At 71.7% G+C, this 19575-nt stretch carries 15 protein-coding genes; 10 read left to right on the top strand and 5 right to left on the bottom strand.

The genetic code is table 11. The annotated features are described in order from the left end of the window. Nucleotides 1-130: 130 nt before the first annotated feature. Nucleotides 131-1354, bottom strand: a complete 1224-nt coding sequence (locus NP777_RS03995) for a cytochrome P450 (RefSeq protein WP_256648588.1) — start codon at nucleotides 1352-1354, stop codon at nucleotides 131-133. Nucleotides 1355-1529: 175 nt separating this feature from the next. On the opposite strand from NP777_RS03995, the gene NP777_RS03990 reads away from it, so the two are divergent. After that, nucleotides 1530-2138 (top strand): TetR/AcrR family transcriptional regulator, encoded by a 609-nt coding sequence (locus tag NP777_RS03990; RefSeq protein ID WP_256648587.1) that lies wholly within the window; start codon nucleotides 1530-1532, stop codon nucleotides 2136-2138. Nucleotides 2139-2250: 112 nt separating this feature from the next. Here the strand turns inward: NP777_RS03990 and NP777_RS03985 are convergent, their stop codons facing one another. After that, entirely contained in the window at nucleotides 2251-2736 is a 486-nt protein-coding gene (locus NP777_RS03985; RefSeq protein WP_256648586.1) for a hypothetical protein, read from the bottom strand. Nucleotides 2737-2964: 228 nt separating this feature from the next. Between NP777_RS03985 and NP777_RS03980 the strand changes: the two genes are divergently transcribed. After that, nucleotides 2965-4644: a helix-turn-helix domain-containing protein gene (locus tag NP777_RS03980; RefSeq protein ID WP_256648585.1), complete on the top strand. Its 1680-nt coding sequence runs from the start codon at nucleotides 2965-2967 to the stop codon at nucleotides 4642-4644. Between the two features lie 178 nt (nucleotides 4645-4822). Here NP777_RS03980 and NP777_RS03975 read toward each other — a convergent pair whose 3' ends face one another. Further along, the gene (locus NP777_RS03975; protein WP_256648584.1) at nucleotides 4823-5848 is read right to left on the bottom strand and encodes a DMT family transporter; all 1026 of its coding nucleotides are present in this window, start codon (nucleotides 5846-5848) and stop codon (nucleotides 4823-4825) included. 224 nt (nucleotides 5849-6072) lie between these two features. Here NP777_RS03975 and NP777_RS03970 point away from each other — a divergent pair, with 224 nt between their 5' ends. From NP777_RS03970 to NP777_RS03950, 5 genes are all read left to right on the top strand, one after another. Then, complete coding sequence (locus NP777_RS03970; protein ID WP_256648583.1) at nucleotides 6073-7086, top strand: glutathione S-transferase family protein; 1014 nt, start codon at nucleotides 6073-6075, stop codon at nucleotides 7084-7086. 461 nt (nucleotides 7087-7547) lie between these two features. Further along, nucleotides 7548-7766 carry a type A2 lantipeptide gene (locus NP777_RS03965; RefSeq protein WP_198275467.1) on the top strand — a complete coding sequence of 73 codons (219 nt, stop codon included), beginning with the start codon at nucleotides 7548-7550 and terminating at the stop codon, nucleotides 7764-7766. A 107-nt stretch (nucleotides 7767-7873) separates the two neighbouring features. Then, complete coding sequence (locus NP777_RS03960) at nucleotides 7874-8680, top strand: HlyD family efflux transporter periplasmic adaptor subunit (protein WP_256648582.1); 807 nt, start codon at nucleotides 7874-7876, stop codon at nucleotides 8678-8680. Continuing rightward, nucleotides 8677-10959 (top strand): NHLP family bacteriocin export ABC transporter peptidase/permease/ATPase subunit, encoded by a 2283-nt coding sequence (locus NP777_RS03955; protein ID WP_391858449.1) that lies wholly within the window; start codon nucleotides 8677-8679, stop codon nucleotides 10957-10959. Before NP777_RS03960 ends, NP777_RS03955 begins: the two co-directional genes overlap by 4 nt. Nucleotide 10960: 1 nt before the next feature. Beyond that, complete coding sequence (locus tag NP777_RS03950) at nucleotides 10961-13834, top strand: NHLP bacteriocin export ABC transporter permease/ATPase subunit (RefSeq protein WP_256648581.1); 2874 nt, start codon at nucleotides 10961-10963, stop codon at nucleotides 13832-13834. Nucleotides 13835-13943: 109 nt separating this feature from the next. On the opposite strand, the gene NP777_RS03945 is transcribed toward NP777_RS03950, so the two are convergent. Beyond that, entirely contained in the window at nucleotides 13944-15509 is a 1566-nt protein-coding gene (locus tag NP777_RS03945; RefSeq protein ID WP_256648580.1) for an MDR family MFS transporter, read from the bottom strand. Between the two features lie 156 nt (nucleotides 15510-15665). Between NP777_RS03945 and NP777_RS03940 the strand changes: the two genes are divergently transcribed. The 3 genes from NP777_RS03940 (at nucleotide 15666) to NP777_RS03930 (ending at nucleotide 18888) form a co-directional block, all read left to right on the top strand. Next, nucleotides 15666-16235 (top strand): TetR/AcrR family transcriptional regulator, encoded by a 570-nt coding sequence (locus tag NP777_RS03940; RefSeq protein ID WP_256648641.1) that lies wholly within the window; start codon nucleotides 15666-15668, stop codon nucleotides 16233-16235. Between the two features lie 218 nt (nucleotides 16236-16453). Then, entirely contained in the window at nucleotides 16454-18016 is a 1563-nt protein-coding gene (locus NP777_RS03935) for an ArnT family glycosyltransferase (protein WP_256648640.1), read from the top strand. Nucleotides 18017-18366: 350 nt separating this feature from the next. Continuing rightward, on the top strand, nucleotides 18367-18888 hold the full coding sequence (locus tag NP777_RS03930; RefSeq protein ID WP_256648579.1) for a CAP domain-containing protein: 522 nt from the start codon (nucleotides 18367-18369) through the stop codon (nucleotides 18886-18888). Nucleotide 18889: 1 nt separating this feature from the next. Here the strand turns inward: NP777_RS03930 and NP777_RS03925 are convergent, their stop codons facing one another. Further along, nucleotides 18890-19573 (bottom strand): TetR/AcrR family transcriptional regulator, encoded by a 684-nt coding sequence (locus tag NP777_RS03925; RefSeq protein ID WP_256648578.1) that lies wholly within the window; start codon nucleotides 19571-19573, stop codon nucleotides 18890-18892. Between the last annotated feature and the right edge of the window lie 2 nt (nucleotides 19574-19575).

The raw sequence follows: 19575 nt of genomic DNA, 5'->3' as shown, positions 1-19575 counted from the left end.
ACCGGACGGGCCGGGGTCACCGAATCATCACATGAACTCCGTGTCTGTGTAGCTCATGTGATGATTTCGGTTGTGCGGGAACCGTGGGACGGTGTCCGCCGTGTGGAGACCGGGTCTCACCCGGGGGCCGTCACCAGGTGACGGGCAGTTCATGCGCTCCGTAGATGACCATGTCGCTGCGCATCCGGACCTCCTCCGGGGGCACGGCGAGCCGCAGCCCCGGGAACCGGCGGAGCAGTCCGCGGTAGCCCGCAACCAGCTCGATCCTGGCCAGATGCTGTCCGAGACACTGATGGATGCCGTAGCCGAAGGCGAGGTGGCTGCTGCGGGGGCGTCCGACGTCGAGCGTGTCCGGGTCGTCCACCAGTGCCGGGTCCCGGTTCGCCGCCGGGACCGAGACGGCCACGGACTGGCCCGCCGTGACGGTGACATCGCCGACGACGACGTCCTCCAGCGCGATACGGACCGGGAAGGCGTTGACGATGCTCAGATAGCGCAGCAGCTCCTCGACGGCCTGGGGCAGGAGCGACTCGTCGGCCCGCAGCCGCTCCAACTGCTCGGGGTCGCGCAGCAGGGCGAAGGTGCCGAGGCTGAGCATATTGGTGGTGGTCTCGTGACCGGCGATCAGCAGCAGCCCCGCGATGCCGCCGATCTCCTCGTCGCCGAACTCGTCGACGGCGGTCAGCAGGGAGATCAGATCGTCCCGCGGGTCCTTGCGCTTGGCCTCGACCAGGGCGCCCAGGAAGGTGTCGAGCTCGGTCTTCCCGGCGACGAACTCCGCGTCGGTGCGGTCCTGGCGGAGCAGCCGCGCGGCGACGGACTGGAAGAGCTCCCGCTCCTCGTACGGCACGCCGAGCATCTCGCAGATCACCAGCGAGGGGATGGGCAGGGCGAAGTGCCGCACCAGATCGGCCGGTTTGCCCGCCGCCTCCAGCGCGTCCAGCTGGTCGGCCACGATGTCCTCGATGCGAGCCTCCAGCTCCCGCATCCGACGCACCGTGAAGTACCGCGTGAGCTGGCCCCGGTAGTGGCCGTGCTGCGGCGCGTCCATGGCCAGGAACGACCCCGCCCCGCTGCTCCGGTCCCTGCGGATCGACTCGGGGACCGGCCGCATCGTGTCGTCGCCACGCCAGCGCTCGGCGCTGAACCGGGGATCCCGCAGCACCTCCCGCGCCTCGTGATAGCCGGTCACCAGCCAGCCGGTGCTGCCGCCCGCGAACCTCAGCGGGCTGACCGGCGGCCCGGTGAGCAGTGCGCGTGCCGGGTTGATGTAGTCGTCCCGCTCTTTCGGATACGAAGGGAGGTCCTGGAGGTCTCGGAGGTCGTCATGGGTCGTGGGCATCGGAGCGTTCACGATGGCTCTCCTTCGTGATCCTCGAACTGTGCCCGGGGCGAACGTCCCGGAGCCGTCGGCCGCGGCCTTCGATAGGGAACGCTACCGATAGGGTTCCCTACTGAACAGAGGGACAGATCGGCTACCGTACGGATCTGGCCAGGTTTCCGAACAGCTGGGGGAGAGGGGCACACCGATGCCGCCGCAGCGGTCAAAGACCGTGGAAGCGCTGATCGTCGGGGCGGAGCGGGCGTTCGCCGAACGCGGCTTCCACGGGGCGTCGATCGGCTACATCTGCCAGTGCGCGGGCAGGACCACCGGGGCCTTCTACTCCAACTACGACAGCAAGCTGAAGCTCTTCCTCGATGTCTTCCGGCGGCACAGCGACCGCACCGCCGACTACATCGGGGAGCAGATCGACGAGATGGACACCGAGCGGGATCTGGCCCCCCAGCTCGCCCGGACCTTCGCCGAGATCTTCAACGGCGAGCGCCTGGACACCCGCTGGGTCTTCATCCATCTGGAGTTCCGGCTGATGGCGCTCCGGGACGGCGATGCCGCCGCCGCGCTGGTGGACCATGAGAAGCGGTTCAGCCGCCGGATCGGCACCATGCTGGACGGGCTGTTCGACCGGGCCGGCCACGAGCCCGCCCTGCGGGGCACCGAAATGGCCGCGCTGCTCGGCGCGATGACGCGTGGCATCAAACTGGACCGGGGCATCTACGCGGCGGGCGGTGTCGCCGACCCGCTCTCCACCGAGCAGGTGGCGATGGCGCTGGAGGGCCTGTTCCGCTCGGTGGTCTGAGTCCGGTCCTGTTCCGTTCGGCATGGTGCTTCGTCAAGCGGCTGAACGCTGATGTGCTGTGAGGGCTGTGAGGGCCCTGAGTGCCGTGAGGGGCCCTGAGTGCCTCTGAGTGTCAGCCCGCCCTGCGGAAGCTGTCGACGGGGCCGCCGAAGCCGCCCTCGGGGCCCTTCCAGTTGATCGCCAGGGCGTCATCGCCCTTCATTCCGACGGTGCCCTGGCCCCGCCCTCCGTCGCTGCCGCCCTTGCACGACAGGGTCAGGGAGGGCTCGTCCTCGCCGCCCTTCTGGCCGGGCTCGAGCGTGCCCGTGCAGTCGAGCTTCGGGCCCTTCGCCGTGACCTTGCCGTCCGCGATGGTGAGCGTCGCCAGGTCGTCGGCGGACTTCGCCGCCACGATGGACTTCCAGGAGCCCGCCGAACGCTCGAGGATCGTGCCCCGGGCCGACGGGCCCGAACTCGGCGACTGCTGGGCGGACTGAGTGGCCTTGGTGGCCGCGCCGCTCGGCTTCGATTCCTTCTTCCCGTCGTCGCCGCCTCCGCAGCCGCTGACGACGAGGCCGACAATGACCGAAGTGACCGTCATGTGCACTGTCTTGCGCACGTGCATTCCTTTCCCCGTACAACTGAGCACGTCAACCTAACAGGCCCCACCACGGCCCCCTGCAGGGCCCTGGCCTGCGCGGACACCCCCCGATGCGGCGGGCCCGCGGCTTGATGCGTACGGCACTGGCCGGGGTCCCGTGTAGTGGTCAATAAAGTACGTCGATGTGCGGATCGCCGATCGATCCGCACGGGATGACGCGGCGCGGGGGTGAGGAGGAGTACGGCTGTGGAGGCACGGGCGCACACCGGGCGGCTGGACGAGCTGCTGCACGAGGTGCGGCGACAGATGAGCCGAGGGGCCGGGGCGGATCCGCGACCGGTACTCGACTGGCTGGGCCGGCAGATCGACGCCGATGTCGCGCTGGTCGGCGGCGCGGGCGCGGTCGAGACGTCGACCGCGCGTTTCCCGCGGCAGATCCTCCCCTCGCTCGGACCGACGCTGGCACGGCTGTCCGGTGGGCAGATGGCCGCGGCGGCCACCGAGAGCGGCGCCCTTCAGGTGCGTCTCGAGGCGCTCGGCCCGCATGCGCCACGGCCCGTGCTGGTGGTGGCGGGCACCGCGGCGCCCACCCGCGAAGCGGCGTCGCTGGTCTCGCACACCGGGAGTCTCATCGCGCTCCTGGACCGGGCGCAGGACGCGGACATCACCTTCCGCGGCTATCAGCACAAGGCGCGGCAGCTGCGGTTCGCCGTCTTCAGCGCCCTGCTGGCGGGAGACCTCACCCTGGCCCGCCGGATGACCACCGGCGCCGTCCCCGCGCTGCTGGACGCGGAACGGCTGCGCGTCTATCTGCTGCACTGCCCGCCGGAGGACCGGGACCGCCTGGCGCAGACCTACCAGGACGGCTCGGGCTACCACGGCACGGGTCTGATGGTGCACTGCCCGGCCTTCAAGGAGCACCTCATCTGTCTCGTCGCGGACGGGCCCGCCGACGGATCCGGCGACGAGTCCGCCGACGAGACCGGTGGCACGCCCGACGACGAGTCCGGCCCCCATGACTTCGCCGACGACCCCGAGACGCCCCGCGGTCAGGGCGCGGTACTGCGCCGTCTGGTGCGGGACAACTCGCACTACGCGCTGGGCATCAGCAGCCCGTATCCGCTCGGCGCCACGGCCGAGGCGTACGGGCAGGCCCTGCACGCCCTGGCGGCGGCGCGCCAAACGCCCGAGCGAATGGCCGCCTACCTCGGCCGGACACCGCTCGTGCCACTGCTGCCCCCCACGGAGGCGGGCACCTGGGCCCGCGCCCTGCTGCGGCCACTGGGGTCCACCCCGAGGGCCACCCTGGACATCACCCGGCTCGCCGTCACCTTCCCCCGGTCGGCGGTGGCGCGGCTGCTGGACATCAGCCGTAACACCGTGTCCCACCACCTCGGCCGGGTGGAGGCCACCCTCGGCCTCGACCTGGGCGAGGTGCGCACCCGGGCCGCCCTCGACCTGGCCTTCTGCCTGACCGGAGGGCAGCCGGACGGCGGCTTCGGCTCCGAGGGCGACTTCGGCCCGGATGGTGGCTTCGGTCCGGATGGTGGCTTTGGCCCCGACGGTGGCTCCGGCCTCGACGGTGGCTCCGGCCCCCACGGTGGCTTCGGCGCCCAGCGCGGGCGGCCGGTGCCCACCCTGGACGAGCTGTTCCGCACCGGGCCCGCCCACGCCTGGGCGCGGGAGTTCCTCCGCCCGCTCCAGGACACCCGTGGCCGCGATCTGCACACCACCCTGCGCGCCTGGATCGACGCGAACACCGACGCCCAGCGGACCGCCCGCCATCTCGGTCTCAGCCGGAACACCGTCCGGGCGCATCTGCGGGCCGCCGAACTCCTGCTCGGCCGGGATCTGCTCACCACCGGCTCCGGGATCCACGACCTGGTGCACGCCCTGCACATCACCGGGCTCCACTCGGCGGTCTGACTGCGCACCGTGCACATGTCGCGGGCGGGCGATGCGCACCGTGCACCGTTGCCCGCCCCGGTGATCCGTTTTAGCGTCACTCCTGCCGCACCGCGCGGAAACGAAACCCCGCCTCCCAGAGTGGCGGGCGGTCTGTATCACCACGTGGGGAGTGATGCAGCCCGGCGCCGTACGGTGCTCACAGCTCCGAGGGCTTCTTTCCCGCGGTGGGCGTGGTTCGCGCTCGGGGACGTGCCGGTACACGTCCCCGAGTGACGGCGAGCACCGCGCCCGACAGCAGCACCAGGGCGCCCAGCGCCTGCAGACCGCCGAAGGACTCGTCCAGGAAGACCATGGCGCACACGGTGTTGACCACCGGGACCATGAACATCATCAAGGACGCGGACGCGGGGCCCACCGCACCCACTCCCCGGTAGTACAGGAGATTGGCCACGGCCGCCGGGCCGATGGCGAGGAACACCACGTTCAGCCAGAGGCCGGCCGGCAGCCCGTCCCAGTGCACCTCGCCGAGGTCGGGCGCGGCGAGCGCCCCCAGCAGCACCGCCCCCGCACATGTCGCGTACGTCGTGGCGCGCAGCGGGTCGATCCCGGCCAGCACCCGGGGCCCGATGAGCGTGTACGCGGCCCAGCACACCGCGCTGAGCAGATACAGCAGATCGCCCGTGAGCCGGGTGGTGCCGCCGTGTGCGCTGCCGCCCGCGCCGAAGAAGAACACCACCGCCCCGGCGAGCCCGAGGGCGAGCCCCGCCAGCCGCCCCCCGGAGGCCCGCTCACGGCCGGTGACCAGGAGGAAGGCGCTGGTCAGCACGGGGCTGAGGACGGGGATGACGATGCCCGCGTCGAGCGAGGGCGCCAGCGACAGCCCCCAGAAGAAGAAGCCGTTGTAGGCGAAGACCCCGAGGACGCCCGCGAGCGCCGCCCGCCGCCCGCCGCCACGCCCGGAAGCGGGGGCGGTCGCGGCCGGGGCGGTCGCGGCCGAGGTGGCCGCCGTCGGGGCGGTCGCGGACGGGGTGGCCGCCGGTTTGCCGAAGACCACCACCGCCGCCAGCAGGGCGACCGCCCCGCCACCGAAGCGCAGCAGCGCCGCCACGGTGTGCGGCAGCTGGGCCACCACCGACTTGGAGCTGGAGAAGGCGCTGCCCCACAGCAGCATGGTGACCGTGAGCAGGAGGTACGGGCTCTTCCATCCCTTGTCTTCAGACATGCCCCCGACCCTGGCCCGTGGCCTCGCCCGCGGTCTTGAACGCTGGTGCGCCGCCCCGGCGCCACCCGTTCCGTACCGCCACCCTGTCCGTTCCGTGAGGAATACCCCTTCCCGGGATGTGGAACCGGGTAAGTGTCATCCGTGGCACCAGAGCCGCGGCAGCCGACCCGTGACCCGGACCGTCCACGACGGTTCCCGCTTCGGAAGGGTGGAAGGTGGTCCCGTTGAACACCGCTGACCAGGAGACACCGCGCGAGGAGTTCCGCCGCTCCACGCCGCACTTCGCCGACCGGATCACCGCCGACGGCCGGGACGGCTGGCCGGTGGAGGCCGGGCGCTATCGGCTGGTGGTCAGCCGGGCCTGCCCCTGGGCGAGCCGCGCGCTGGTCTCACGGCGGCTGCTCGGCCTGGAGCCGACCCTCTCGCTGGCCATCACCGACCCCATCCAGGACGAGCGCAGCTGGCGCTTCACCCTGGACCCGGGGGACCGGGACCCGGTGCTGGACATCGGGTTCCTCAGCGAGGCGTACGACGCCCGCGAGACGGGATATCCGGGCGGGGTGAGCGTGCCCGCGGTGGTGGACGTGCCCAGTGGCCGGCTGGTCACCAACGACTACCACCGGATCACCCTGGACCTCGCCACCGAATGGACCGCCCTCCATCGCGAGGGCGCCCCGGATCTGTACCCCGAGGAGCACCGCGACGAGATCGACGACGTGGCGGAGGGCATCTACCGCGATGTGAACAACGGTGTGTACCGGGCGGGCTTCGCCGAGCACCAGGACAGCTACGACGACGCGTACCGGCGGCTCTTCGCCCGCCTCGACGAGCTGTCCGGGCGGCTGGCCACGCGGCGCTATCTGGTCGGCGACACCATCACCGAGGCCGACATCCGGCTGTTCACCACGCTGGTCCGGTTCGACGCCGTGTACCACGGCCACTTCAAGTGCAACCGGAACAAGCTCAGCGAGGACCCGGTGCTGTGGGGATATGTCCGTGATCTCTTCCAGACGCCGGGTTTCGGGGACACCGTCGACTTCGACCACATCAAGCGCCACTACTACCAGGTGCACACCAACATCACCCCCCGCCGCATCGTTCCGCTCGGCCCCGACCTCTCCGGGTGGCTGACGCCGCATCACCGCGAGGAGCTGGGCGGGCGCCCGTTCGGCGACGGCACCGCGCCCGGACCGGTACTGGACGACGAGGGGGTGCCGGAGGAGGGCCGGGTGGCTTGAAGTCGCACATGTCGCATTCCCGTGCCGCCCGACGCCGCATGTCGCTTCGTTCGCCCGCTCTTCAAGTGATCGGCACACCTGTTACACACATGCCAGGTGTGCGCCCCCGCTCGTGTGCCACCTCGGCTCCAACCGTGGTGGCCAGGCCCGACATGACGCGCGTCACCTCGCACAAGGGACGCGCCGCCGGGTCGGCTCGGTGACTTTTCTGTGAGGGAACGGCGCCGGTGAGGTGTGCACTTGTGCCCGTCGTGTGATCGGAAAGTGGCGGAATGCCCGGTTCCGGACTTGGCTGATTCGCAACGGGGCGAGCCCCGTGGTTACATCCCATTCCGCGCTCGGCATCCACGGATCCCCGGTTCCTTCCGGAGCCCCGTGACCATGCCGCGGGAGCCGATTCCCCTCGGCACCCATGCGCTGTTGCAAGCTCAACGAGACAGTCACCCAAGGGAGACGCAACAATGAACAACGCGCCCAAGGTCGCGACCCAGGAGATCTCCGACGCCGAGCTGGACAACGTGGCCGGTGGCATCGGCAACCCCGTGGGCGACGTCCTCGGCACCGTCGACACCGTCACCGGCCCGGTGACCGGCGCCCTCGGCACCGTCACCGGCACGGTTGACGGCGTCACCGGCCTGAACACCACCGGCATCGTCGGTGGGGTCGTCGGCAGCCTCTGAGGCTGACACACCGCCTTCCCTGTGCCCCGGGCCTGCCTGGTCCGGGGCACTCGGCGGTCCACGGCACCCTTTTGGATCACTCCCTTCGCGGTTGAGGAAAGACTCTCGTGCAGTTCCGCCAGCAGGCCCTCTCCAAGGCACAGTCGGCAGAGGACATCGACCTGCCGGTGCGCTACGCCCGCCCCCAGGGATGGCTGGCGCTGGCGGTCACGGTGGTGGTCATGGCCGGGGCCGCCGTATGGGCCGTCACGGGCACCGTGTCCAACACCCTCGACGCCACCGGGATCCTCACCCACGGGCAGGGCAGCTATGTGCTGCAGAGCCCGATCTCGGGCCAGGTGACCTCCGTGCTCGCACAGGAGGGCAGCACCCTCCCGGCGGGCGCGCCGCTGCTGAAGGTCCGCACCACCCGTGGCACCACCGTCGTGCGCACCATCGCCGCCGGCCGCCTCACCACCGTCTCCGCCTCGATCGGCTCCGTGCTGAACACCGGCGCGAACGTGGCCTCCGTGGAGCGGGTCCGACACTCCGGCGACCCCCTGGTGGCGACCCTGTACGTCCCCGCGGACCGGGCGGCCTCGGTGCGGGTGGGCGCGTCGGTCGACCTCGGTGTGCAGTCCGCGCCGACGCAGACCTACGGTGTGCTCCGCGGTGAGGTGCGGGCCGTCGGCCGGACCGCCCAGTCCAGCCAGCAGATCGGCTCCTACCTCGGCAGTGAGCAACTCGGCGAGGAGTTCTCCAAGCACGGCCCGCCGGTCGCCGTCCAGGTACGCCTCGACCGCAGCTCCGGAACCCGCTCCGGCTACCGCTGGTCGTCCCCCGACGGCCCGCCGTTCGCCCTCGGCTCCATGACCCTGACCGACGGCACCGTCCACCTGGACGCCCAGCACCCCATCGATTGGCTGCTCCCGTGACCGCGACGAACGAGGCCGGACCGCCCCGGCCCGCACCCGCCGGAAGCAGCGGGGCACGCCGCCCCCAGCCGGCCCGCGGACGGCGGCGCGCCCCGCGTGGCGGAGGCGGACCGAGGAAGTCCCGGCGCCGTACCGTACGCACCCCCACCGTGCTCCAGATGGAGGCCCTGGAGTGCGGTGCGGCGTCGCTCGCCATGGTGCTCGGACACTACGGGCGCCATGTGCCCCTGGAGGAGCTGCGGATCGCCTGCGGTGTCTCCCGGGACGGCTCGCGCGCCAGCAATCTCCTCAAGGCCGCCCGGAGCTACGGCCTGCGCGCCAAGGGCATGCAGATGGAGCCCGAGGCCCTGGTGGAGGTCCAGGCCCCGGCCATCCTGTTCTGGGAGTTCAACCACTACGTCGTCTACGACGGCATGGGGCGGCGGTTCGGCAAGCGCGGCGTCCACATCAACGACCCCGACAAGGGGCGCCGCTTCGTCCCCATCGAGGAGTTCGACACCAGCTTCACCGGTGTGGTCCTGGTCTTCGAACCCGAGGACTCCTTCCGCCGGGGCGGGCGCCGCCCCGGGGTGCTGGGCGCCCTGCCCGCGCGCATGCGCGGCACCACCGGCACCCTGCTCGCGTCGCTGCTGGCCAGCCTGCTGCTGGTGGCGGTGGGCGCCGCGGTCCCGGCGCTCAGCCGCACCTTCATCGACACCTTCCTGATCGCCGGCCAGGACTCGACGCTTCAGCCGCTGTTCGCGTCCATGGCGGTGGCGGTGGTCCTCACCGCCGTGCTCACCGGTGTGCAGCAGGCGAACCTGCTGCGCGGGCGCATCATCTCCTCCACCCTCAGCAGCGCGCGGTTCCTGCGCCATCTGCTGCGGCTGCCCGTCACCTTCTTCGCCCAGCGCAGCCCGGCCGACCTGGTCCAGCGGCTGCGCTCCAACGACACCGTGGCCGAGACGCTCGCCCGTGATCTGGCCGCCGCGGCCGTCGACGGGGTCGTCGTGGTGCTCTACGCCGTGCTGCTGTGGACCTACGACCCCCAACTCACCGGCGTGGGCGTCGGGTTGGCGCTGCTCAACGTGGTGGCGATACGGGTGGTGGTGCGGCTGCGGGCCACCAGGACCCAGAAGCTGCGGGCCGACACCGCGCGGCTGACCACCACCTCGTACACCGGTCTCCAGCTCATCGAGACGGTCAAGGCCACCGGTGGCGAGGCGGGCTACTTCCGCCGCTGGGCCGGTCAGCACGCCATCACCCTGGAGGAGCAGCAGCGCCTCGGCGTGCCCAGCTCCGTACTGGCCGTGGTCGCCCCCACCCTCGCCACGCTCAACAGCGCCCTCATCCTCTGGATCGGCGGGCTGCGGGCCGTCGAGGGCCATATCTCCATCGGTCTGCTGGTCGCCTTCCAGGCGCTGGTGACCCGCTTCACCGCGCCCATCACCCGGCTCAACGGGGTGGCCGGGCGCATCCAGGACTTCTCCGCCGACGTGGCCCGGCTCAAGGACGTCGAGAACTTCCCGGTGGACTCGCTCTACACCCGCGACGAGCCGCGCGAGGACACCCGCCGGCTGACCGGGCAGGTGACCCTGGAGAACATCACCTTCGGCTACAACCCGCTGGACGAGCCGCTGCTGCGCGACTTCTCGCTGTCCGTCGGCCCCGGCCGGCAGGTGGCGCTGGTCGGCGCCTCCGGCAGCGGCAAGTCCACCGTCTCCCGGCTAGTCTCCGGCCTCTACGCTCCCTGGGAAGGGGTCATCCGCATCGACGGACAGCGCCTGGAGGACATCCCCCGCGGTGCGCTGGCCGCCTCCGTCTCCTTCGTCGACCAGGAGATCTTCCTGTTCGAGGGGACCGTGCGGGACAACGTGGCGCTGTGGGACCCGTCGATCCCGGACGAGGCGGTGGTGGAGGCCCTGCGGGACGCCGCGCTCTACGACGATGTGATCGCACGGCGCCCGGAGGGGATCCACTGCCGGGTGGAGCAGGACGGCCGCAACTTCTCCGGCGGCCAGCGGCAGCGGCTGGAGATCGCCCGCGCCCTGGTGCGCCGCCCCAGCGTGCTGGTGCTCGACGAGGTCACCAGCGCCCTGGACGCGCGGACCGAGCAGCTCGTCATGGACAACCTGCGGCGCCGCGGCTGTGCGTGTGTGGTGATCGCCCACCGGCTCAGCACCGTGCGGGACAGCGACGAGATCCTCGTCCTGAACCGCGGCACGGTCGTCGAACGCGGACGGCACGAGGACCTCGCCGCCGCCGGAGGCCCGTACGCCGAGCTGATGAAGGAGCACTGACATGGCGTCCGTTCACCCGGCCGCGGCGGTGGCCGCGGACGGCGGCGACGCGGTGGTGCAGGCGCTGGGCGCCCTCGGCACGCCCGTCGACTGCGCCGGGCTGCGCAGCCTCCCGCTGGAGGGCCCGCAGGTGCTCTGGCTCGTCGTCGGCGGCGCCCTGGACCTGTTCGCGGTGGACGCCGCCGAGGAGGGGCAATGGCACTTCCTCGGCCGCCTGGAGACGGGCGCGGCGCTCCCCGGCCCGGTCGAGGGACCGCGCCACACCCTGCTGGGGAGGCCCTCGCAGGACTGCCTGGTGCGCCGGATCCCGCTGCGCGAGCTGTACCGCCCGGAGGCGTACGACGCGTACGGCACGGCCCAGGCCCACGATCCGTACGGCGCCTACGGGGACGGCGGATTCCAGGACACCCCGCCCACCCCGCTGGAGCACGCCGTGGCGCTCGGGGTGAGCCGCAGCCTCGGCGTCCTCTTCCAGGCCCCGCTGGACGGTGGTGCCGCGTCCGAGGCGGAGGCGGCCGACGAGGATCTGCTGTGGCTTCCGGTGCCGCCCGGCAGTGTGCGCTACGGCGCCGAGTACAGCGCCCAGGCCGCCGGTGACCTGCTGATCGACGGCGCGCTGTGGCAGCGGATGGTCAACCAGCAGTACCGCCTCGGCACCGCCGTGGACCGCTGGATCGAGACCATGGAGCGGGCCCACGCCGACCGTACGGCGGCCGGCATCCGGGCCGGTGAGGCCGTGCGCACCCGCGCCGACCAGGCGCTGATCGCCTCCATCGGAGGGCCCCGGCGGGACCGGCGGCCGTCGGAGGAGAGCACCGACGACGCCGTGCACGCGGTGTGCCGCGCCGTGGCGGACGCCGCCGGGATCAACCTGCCCGACCCGCCGAGGGGCCGCGCCACCGACGACCGTACGGACCCGGTGGAGCGCATCGCCGCCCACGCCCGGATCCGCACCCGCGCCGTCCGGCTGGAGGGCCAGTGGTGGCGGGACGACGCCGGACCGCTGGTGGGCTACCGCGCCAAGTCCGGGGCGCCGGTGGCGCTGCTGTGGCGGCGCGGCCGGTACGAGGCGGTCAACCCCGCCTCCGGCCTGCGGATCCGGGTGGGCGGCGGCAACGCGGAGGAGTTCGAGCCGCGCGGCGTGATGTTCTACCGTCCGCTGCCCGACCGGCCGATGACGGTCTGGCGGCTGATGCGCTTCAGCGTGCGCGGCGCCGCCGGGGACGTCCGCAACCTCCTGATCAGCGGGCTGGTGACGGTGGCGCTCGGCGCGCTGGTGCCGCTCGCCACCGGCCAGGTGCTGGGCGGCTTCGTACCCCGCGCCGAGAAGAGTCCGATCGTCCAGATCTCCCTGGCCCTGATCGTCGCCGGTGTCGTCGCGGCCGCCTTCATGCTGCTGCAGAACCTGACGCTGCTGCGTCTCGAGGGGCGGCTGGAGTCCACCCTCCAGCCCGCGGTGTGGGACCGGCTGCTGCGGCTGCCCACCACCTTCTTCGCCCAGCGCTCCACCGGAGAGCTGGCCAGCGCGGCACTGGGCATCAGCACCATGCGCCGGGTGATGTCCGGGATCGCCCCGACGGTCCTCCAGGCCGGCACCGTGGGCGTGATGAACCTCGCCCTGCTGCTGTACTACAGCGCCTCGCTGGCGCTCGCGGTGATCGCCGTACTGCTGGTGGTCTCCGGGGTCTTCCTCGGCATGGGGCTGTGGCAGGTGCGCTGGCAGCGACGGCTGGTGGAGAGCGAGAACAAGCTCAACAACCAGGCGTTCCAGACCCTGCGCGGTCTGCCCAAGCTGCGGGTGGCCGCGGCCGAGAACTTCGCCTACGCGGCCTGGGCCCGTGGCTTCGCCCACTCCCGCGATCTGCACCAGCGCACCGGGCGCATCAAGAACCTCACCCAGGTGCTGGACTCCGTCTACCTCCCGCTGGTCTCCCTGGCCGTGTTCATGCTGCTGGCCGGTCCGGCGCGGGGGAGCATGTCGGCGGGCGCCTTCCTGACCTTCAACACCTCCGTGACCATGCTGCTCACCTCGCTCACGCAGCTCACCAACTCCCTGGTCTCCGTGGTTGCCGTCCTGCCCATGTTCGAGCAGGTCAAGCCGATCCTGGACGAGCCGCCCGAGGTGCGCGGCGGCAGCGCCCAGCCGGGGCAGCTCTCCGGTGACCTCCGGGCCCGAAGCCTCACCTTCCGCTACGGCGACGACGGGCCGCTGGTGCTCGACGACGTCTCGCTGGAGATCCGGCCGGGCGAGTTCGTGGCCGTCGTCGGCCCGAGCGGCTGCGGCAAGTCGACGCTGCTGCGGTTGCTCATCGGCTTCGAACGGCCGGTGTCCGGCAGTGTGCTCTACGACGGCCAGGACCTCGCCGCCCTGGACCAGGCGGCCGTGCGCCGCCAGTGCGGGGTGGTGCTCCAGAACGCCCAGCCCCTGGGCGGCACGATCCTCGACTGCATCCGGGGCGCCGAGCCGTACACCCCCGAGGAGGCCATGGAGGCCGCCGAACTGGCGGGTCTGGCCGAGGACATCCGGCAGATGCCCATGGGGCTCCAGACCATGATCTCCGGCAGCGGCGCCATCTCCGGCGGCCAGCGGCAGCGGCTGATGATCGCCCAGGCCCTCATCCGCCGTCCGCGCGTCCTCTTCTTCGACGAGGCCACCAGCGCGCTGGACAACGAGACCCAGCGCATCGTCATCGACAGCACCCGCCGGCTCAACGCCAGCCGGCTGGTGATCGCCCACCGGCTGTCGACCGTCATGGACGCCGACCGCGTACTGGTCATGGAGGACGGCCGGATCGTGGAGCAGGGCGCCCCGGCCGAGCTGATGGCCATCGCGGGCGGCAAACTGCACGAGCTGGTGCGGCGGCAGACGCTCTAGCGCGGCGCGGCGCGGCGCGGCGCGGCCCGGCCCGGCTCGGCCCGGTGCGGGCCAGCTCGGCTCGGTGCGGGCCAGCTCGGCTCGGCGAGACTACGGGCCGGCTGGGGCGCTACGGGGCGGCCGGGGTGGCGGCCTCCTCGGCCTGCTGCGGCTGGGCCGCCGGACCCGGCCTGCCCCGCAGCGGGACCTCCTGGACGCACAGGGCGGCGATGAAGGCCACGGTGCACACGACGGCCGCGGTCAGGAAGATCCGCTGGGTGCCGGTGGCCACCGCGTGGAGGTAGCCGTCCCGGACGGACTCCGGCAGCCGGGCCAGCGCCGCCGGATCGGGCCGGGCCTCGCCCGTCTCCGCCCCGGCGGGCGCGTGGCCCCGCACCGCGCCGGTGAAGAGCGACCCGAAGACCGCCACGCCCAGGGAGCCGCCGATGGTGCGGAAGAGGGTGACCGACGCGGAGGCGGCCCCCATGTCGCGCATCTCCACACTGTTCTGCGCGATCGTGGTGACCATCTGCATCTGGCAGCCCATGCCCGTGCCCACCAGGGCCATGAAGCACCCGGTGGCCGCGCGGGAGGTCGTGGTGTCCATGGTGGCCAGCAGGAACAGACCGACGGCCATGCAGACCGTGCCCACGATGGGGAACACCTTGTACCGGCCGGTGGCGGACATGACCTTGCCGCCGACCTGGGACATGATCACCACGGGGATCATCAGGGGGAGCAGCAGCAGACCGGAGCGGGAGGCGGAGACGCCCTGGACGGTCTGCTGGTACAGCGGCAGGTACAGCGAGCAGCCGAACATCACCACCCCGCCGACGAGGATCAGCGAGGACGCCAGGGAGAAGTTGCGGTGTCCGGTGAAGATGCGCAGCGGCATGAGCGGTTCGGCCGCGCGCCGCTGCCGCGCCACGAAGGCGGCCACGCCCACCGAGGCCAGGGCGAACAGGCCCAGGATCTGCCATGAGGTCCACGCGTAGGTGGAGCCCGCCCAGGTGGCGGTGAGGGTGAGGGCGCATACGGTCGTCGTCATCAGGGTGATGCCCGGCCAGTCGATCCGGGCCTTGGCGCGAGTGGCGGGCAGCCGCAGCATCAGCTGACACCAGACCAGCGTGAGCACGCCGAGCGGCAGATTGATGAAGAAGGCCCAGCGCCAGCCGAGGTGGCCGGTGATGAAGCCGCCGAGCAGCGGGCCGCCGATGGTGCCGATGGCCATGATGGAGGCGGTCATGCCCTGGTAGCGGCCCCGCTCCCGGGGCGGCGCCAGCGAGGCGATCAGGGCGAAGGCACCGGCGCCGATCCCGCCCGCGCCCAGCCCCTGCAGCGCCCGGAAGACGATCAGCTGGGTCATCGTGTGGGCCGCGCCGGACAGTGCCGAGCCGAGCACGAAGACGACGACGGCGATCAGATACATGTGCTTGCGGCCGTACAGATCGCCGAACTTGCCCCAGACGGGGGTGGAGGCGGCGGTGGCCAGGGTGTAGGCGGTCACCACCCAGGAGATGTGCTCCAGGCCGCCGAGATCGCCCACGATCGTCGGCATCGCGGTGCCGACGATCGTGGAGTCGAGCATCGACAGCAACATCGCGAGCAGCACACCGAGCAGGGCCGGACGGACGCTTTTCGGGGCGGTCTCCGGCGGGGCGGGACTGCCGGACGGCGGTGCGTCGGATACGGACATGGGTGATCACTTCCTTTTCACCGGGGTTCCGGAAGACGGGAGCCGAAGGGCCGGGTCCTCGCCCCGAACAGAAGAGCACACTGACTAAAAAAGTGCAACGACTCAACTTTTCAATTCGGTCCACCTGCGGGTAGGGTGGTCCCCGTGAGCGAGACGATGGGGCGCCGTGAGCGCAAGAAGGCCGCCACCCGCCAGGCACTGGCGGACGCGGCACTGAGGCTGTTCCTCGACCGCGGTTTCGACCAGGTGAGCGTGCGGGACATCGCGGAGGCCGCCGACGTCTCCACCACCACGGTCTTCAAGCACTTCCCCAGCAAGGAGGCCCTGCTCTTCGACCTGGACTCCGACCGGGAAGCCGCCCTCATAGCCGCCGTGCGCGACCGGCCCGAGGGGATGTCCGTCCCCCGCGCCCTGTGCGAGCACACGTTGCGGATGCACTCCGACGGCACGGACGACCCCGAGATGGCGCGGTTCGTCGAGCTGACGGAGAGCACCCCGGGGCTGCGGGAGTACGGCCGCCGCATGTTGATGCGCCACGAAGCCGCTCTCGCGGCCGCCATCGCCGAGACCACCGGCGTCCCCGCGGACGACCCGGGATGTGCCGCGCTCGCCCACTTCGCGCTGGAGACCGTCGGCTTCGCCCGGGGCCGGGCCGACGCCCGGCGGTCCATCGAGGCGGCCTTCGCCCTCCTCGAACACGGCTGGCCCGCGGCCGGTCAGCGATAGCCCACCGCAACGTCCGGACCGGTTTGCGGACTTGGCGCAAGTTTCGGGCGGATGCCGGATGCGGGGCCACGAGGGCGTTAGCGTCTGTCGCTATGCGGTGGGCCGGTGTGATCGACAGCGTGACCAGGACCGTCGGCGGGCCGAAGGGCCGGTGGTCGGCGGCGCCCGCCCGGCGGCGGTGGCCGGCGGTGGCCGCCGTCGCGGCGCTCCTCGTCCAGATGGCCGTCGCGATGGTCACCACGGCGGTGGAGCAGACGCCGACCATCGACGAACCCGTGTACGTCGGCGCGGCGGTGGACTCCCTGCACCATCACCGGGTGCGCTACAACCCCGAACACCCCCCGCTGGGCAAGCTCGTCATCGAGGTGGGGGTGGCGTTCGCCCGGCCGCACCTCGACGCCGGGTTCACCGGTGACCAGACGGCGCTCGGGCGGCATGTGCTGTACGAGGCGGGGAACGACCCCTGGCGGCTGATGCTGTGCGCACGGCTGCCGATGATCGCGCTGACGCTGCTGTTCGGGCTGGTGGTGTTCGCGTTCGCCCGCGAACTGACCGGCCCCGCGGGCGGGGCGGTGGCGCTCGCCCTGTACGCCTTCTCGCCGGACATCATCGCGCACGGCTCGCTCGCCACGCTCGACGTGCCGGCGGCCGGGTTCCTGCTGACATCGGTCTGGCTGCTGTGGCGGGCGCGGCGGCGGCCACGATGGCACCTTCCGCTCGCCGGGGTGGCGCTCGGCGCCGCCCTCGCCACGAAGATGAGCATGCTGGCCGCGGTCCCGGTGCTGCTGCTCCTGGCCGTGTTCTCCGTCTGGTACGCCCGCGGTACGCACCACCGCACACCGCGCGACCATGTGCGGTCGCTCGGGATCGGAGTGGCGGCGGCGGTGGCCATGGCGCTGATCGCGGTGGCCGTGGTGTGGGCCACCTACCTCCTCGTCGACCCCCGGCTGCGCTGGACGCCCACCGGGCCGGTGCCCGCCGTCCACGGGCTGCGCGGGCTCGCCGTCCGCTGGCTGCCGCTCCCGGAGGCGTACCGCGACGGGATGCGCATCCAGTTCGGTTTCGAGCAGGACACCTGGCATGGGTTTCTGCTCGGCCGCCGCTACCTCGGGTCGCTGTGGTACTACCTGCCCGTCGCGCTGCTGGTGAAGACGCCCCTGGGCATGCTGGCGCTCTGGTCGGCCGGGGCGGTCACGATGCTGGTGGTGCCCCGGCTGCGGCCCGCGGCGCCGTATGTGCTCGTCCCCGCGGCCGTGCTGCTGCTCGCCGCCCTGGACGGGGCCCGCAACCTCGGGGTGCGGTACGCCATCTTCCTGCCGATGTTCCTGGGGGTGGCGGCGGCCGGGCTGATGGCCGTGCGGCGGCGATGGGTGTACGGGGCCACGCTGGCGCTGGTCCTGTTCGTCGCGGTCAGCTCGCTGCGGACGTATCCGTACTATCTGCCGTACTCCAACGAGGCGTTCGGCGGCCCGTCCCGGACCCATCTGCGGCTGCACGACTCGAACGTGGACTGGGGGCAGGACCTGGGGCGGCTGGCCGACCGCCTCCGGGAGCGCTACCGGGGTGAGCGGATCTGGCTCGTCTACAAGGGCGGCGGTGTGCCGTCCGCCTACGGCGTCCACGCCTCCGACCCGCGCCGGGTCGCCCCGGACGAGGTGCGCGGGCTGCTGGTGGTCTCGGACTCCTCGATCGCCCAGGCCACCGGGCGGCTGGCGGCGCTGATCGACGGCAGCGAGCCGATCGACGAGGTCGGCCACTCGATCACCATCTACCGCCGCTGACCGCCCACCGCCATGTCATGACATCTCTCACATCGAGCGCAGGAGTAAAGAGGGCGTAGCGGTGCATAGCGACTAGGCGGCATAGTGGTTTTTGTCTGCGCTGTCGGACATGGTGGATTCCGTATCGCCGCGACCCACGCCACTTCGGTCCCGCCACCCACTCGCCTGGTTGTCGCGATTTCTGATGGCGAGTCGGGCCACCGTGGCCCTCCGCGGAAACCGCTCAGCATGACTCGCCGCTGAGCGCAAGTTCCGTCGTCGCTACGAAACTGTGTCGTACGAACACGTGTGTTGCCCGTGTGGCGGACGGCTCCAAGAATGACGGGCCTCAACCGAGTGTGAGGTCCCGAATGAGCAAGCACCGCAGCAGCACGACGCACCGCCGCAAGATAGCCATCGCCACGCTCGCCGTGGCCGCCGTGGGCGTTCCCTCGGCCGCGATGGCGTCGCAGTCCGCCGCACCCGCCGGAACCCGCTCCGCCACCTCCGCGGCCGCGAGCGACCAGCAGGAAGTGGTGGATCTCGTCAACAGCGAGCGCGCCAAGGCCGGTTGTGAGCCGCTGACCGTGAACGAGAAGCTGACCAAGGCCGCCCAGGACCACAGCGAGGACATGGCGGCCCACGGCAACATGTCGCACACCGGCTCCGACGGCTCCTCCCCGGGTGACCGGATCGAGCGCGCGGGCTACTCCTGGCGCGCCTACGGCGAGAACGTGGCCTACGGCTATGACTCGCCCAAGAGCGTCATGGAGGGCTGGATGAACAGCTCCGGTCACAAGGCCAACATTCTGAACTGCGACTTCAAGGAGATCGGCGTCGGCCTGGCGCAGCCCGGCAACTACTGGACGCAGGACTTCGGCACCGCCCGATAGCTCATCCCTCGGCTGTCCTGGGCAACCGGCCCAGCCCCAGCGGGGCGGGTGGCGGGAGGGGGCGGGCCGGTTCGGCCCGCCCCGCCTCGAAGGACCGCAGCAGGTGGGCGACCAGCCGCCGGGACGCGGCCGGTGCGGTCGCCGGGTCGCCGATGACACCCCGGTTGGCCAGGAAGACGAGGCTCAGGTCGGACACGTCGAAGTCCTCGCGCAGCCGCCCCGCGGCCTTGGCGCGCCGGACCACCTCGGCGAAGCCCTCTTCGATGCGCGGCAGCTCTCCCTCGAAGCCGGCCACGTCGGAAAACGACGACAGCAGGGCGTCGTTGAACTCCTTGTCCCGTGTCTGTGAAGCACACACCGTCTCGATGATCCGGCGGAAGGCCCGCCACGCGTCGTCGTCGGCCAGGGCGTCGTCGACGATCGTCGCACAGGCGGTGAACTCGTCCGAGAACACCTCCGTGACCAGCGCCTCCCGGGTGGGGAAGCGCCGGTAGAGCGTGGCCACCCCGACCCCGGCGTGACGGGCGATGGTGGCCATCGGCACATCGAGCCCACGTGAGACGAACAGCGCCCTGGCCGCCTCGAGGACACGCCGGCGGTTGGACGCCGCGTCGGACCGCAACCCCGGGCTCTCGGTGTCCCGAACACCGGTGGCGGACGCTATATGAGAGACGTCAGCAGGCATGT

Origin of the sequence: Streptomyces rugosispiralis (genome assembly GCF_024505145.1) — a bacterium.
Lineage (GTDB): Bacteria > Actinomycetota > Actinomycetes > Streptomycetales > Streptomycetaceae > Streptomyces > Streptomyces rugosispiralis.
Note: the sequence above shows the minus strand (reverse complement) of the source record. Positions and strands in the feature narration are given on the sequence as shown.

Coding starts and splice junctions, on each gene's coding strand:
- NP777_RS03935 (WP_256648640.1), top strand. CDS start 16,454: ATGGCCGTCGCGATGGTCACCACGGCGGTGGAGCAGACGCCGACCATC.
- NP777_RS03965 (WP_198275467.1), top strand. CDS start 7,548: ATGAACAACGCGCCCAAGGTCGCGACCCAGGAGATCTCCGACGCCGAG.
- NP777_RS03940 (WP_256648641.1), top strand. CDS start 15,666: ATGGGGCGCCGTGAGCGCAAGAAGGCCGCCACCCGCCAGGCACTGGCG.
- NP777_RS03925 (WP_256648578.1), bottom strand. CDS start 19,573: ATGCCTGCTGACGTCTCTCATATAGCGTCCGCCACCGGTGTTCGGGAC.
- NP777_RS03930 (WP_256648579.1), top strand. CDS start 18,367: ATGAGCAAGCACCGCAGCAGCACGACGCACCGCCGCAAGATAGCCATC.
- NP777_RS03975 (WP_256648584.1), bottom strand. CDS start 5,848: ATGTCTGAAGACAAGGGATGGAAGAGCCCGTACCTCCTGCTCACGGTC.
- NP777_RS03945 (WP_256648580.1), bottom strand. CDS start 15,509: ATGTCCGTATCCGACGCACCGCCGTCCGGCAGTCCCGCCCCGCCGGAG.
- NP777_RS03990 (WP_256648587.1), top strand. CDS start 1,530: ATGCCGCCGCAGCGGTCAAAGACCGTGGAAGCGCTGATCGTCGGGGCG.
- NP777_RS03950 (WP_256648581.1), top strand. CDS start 10,961: ATGGCGTCCGTTCACCCGGCCGCGGCGGTGGCCGCGGACGGCGGCGAC.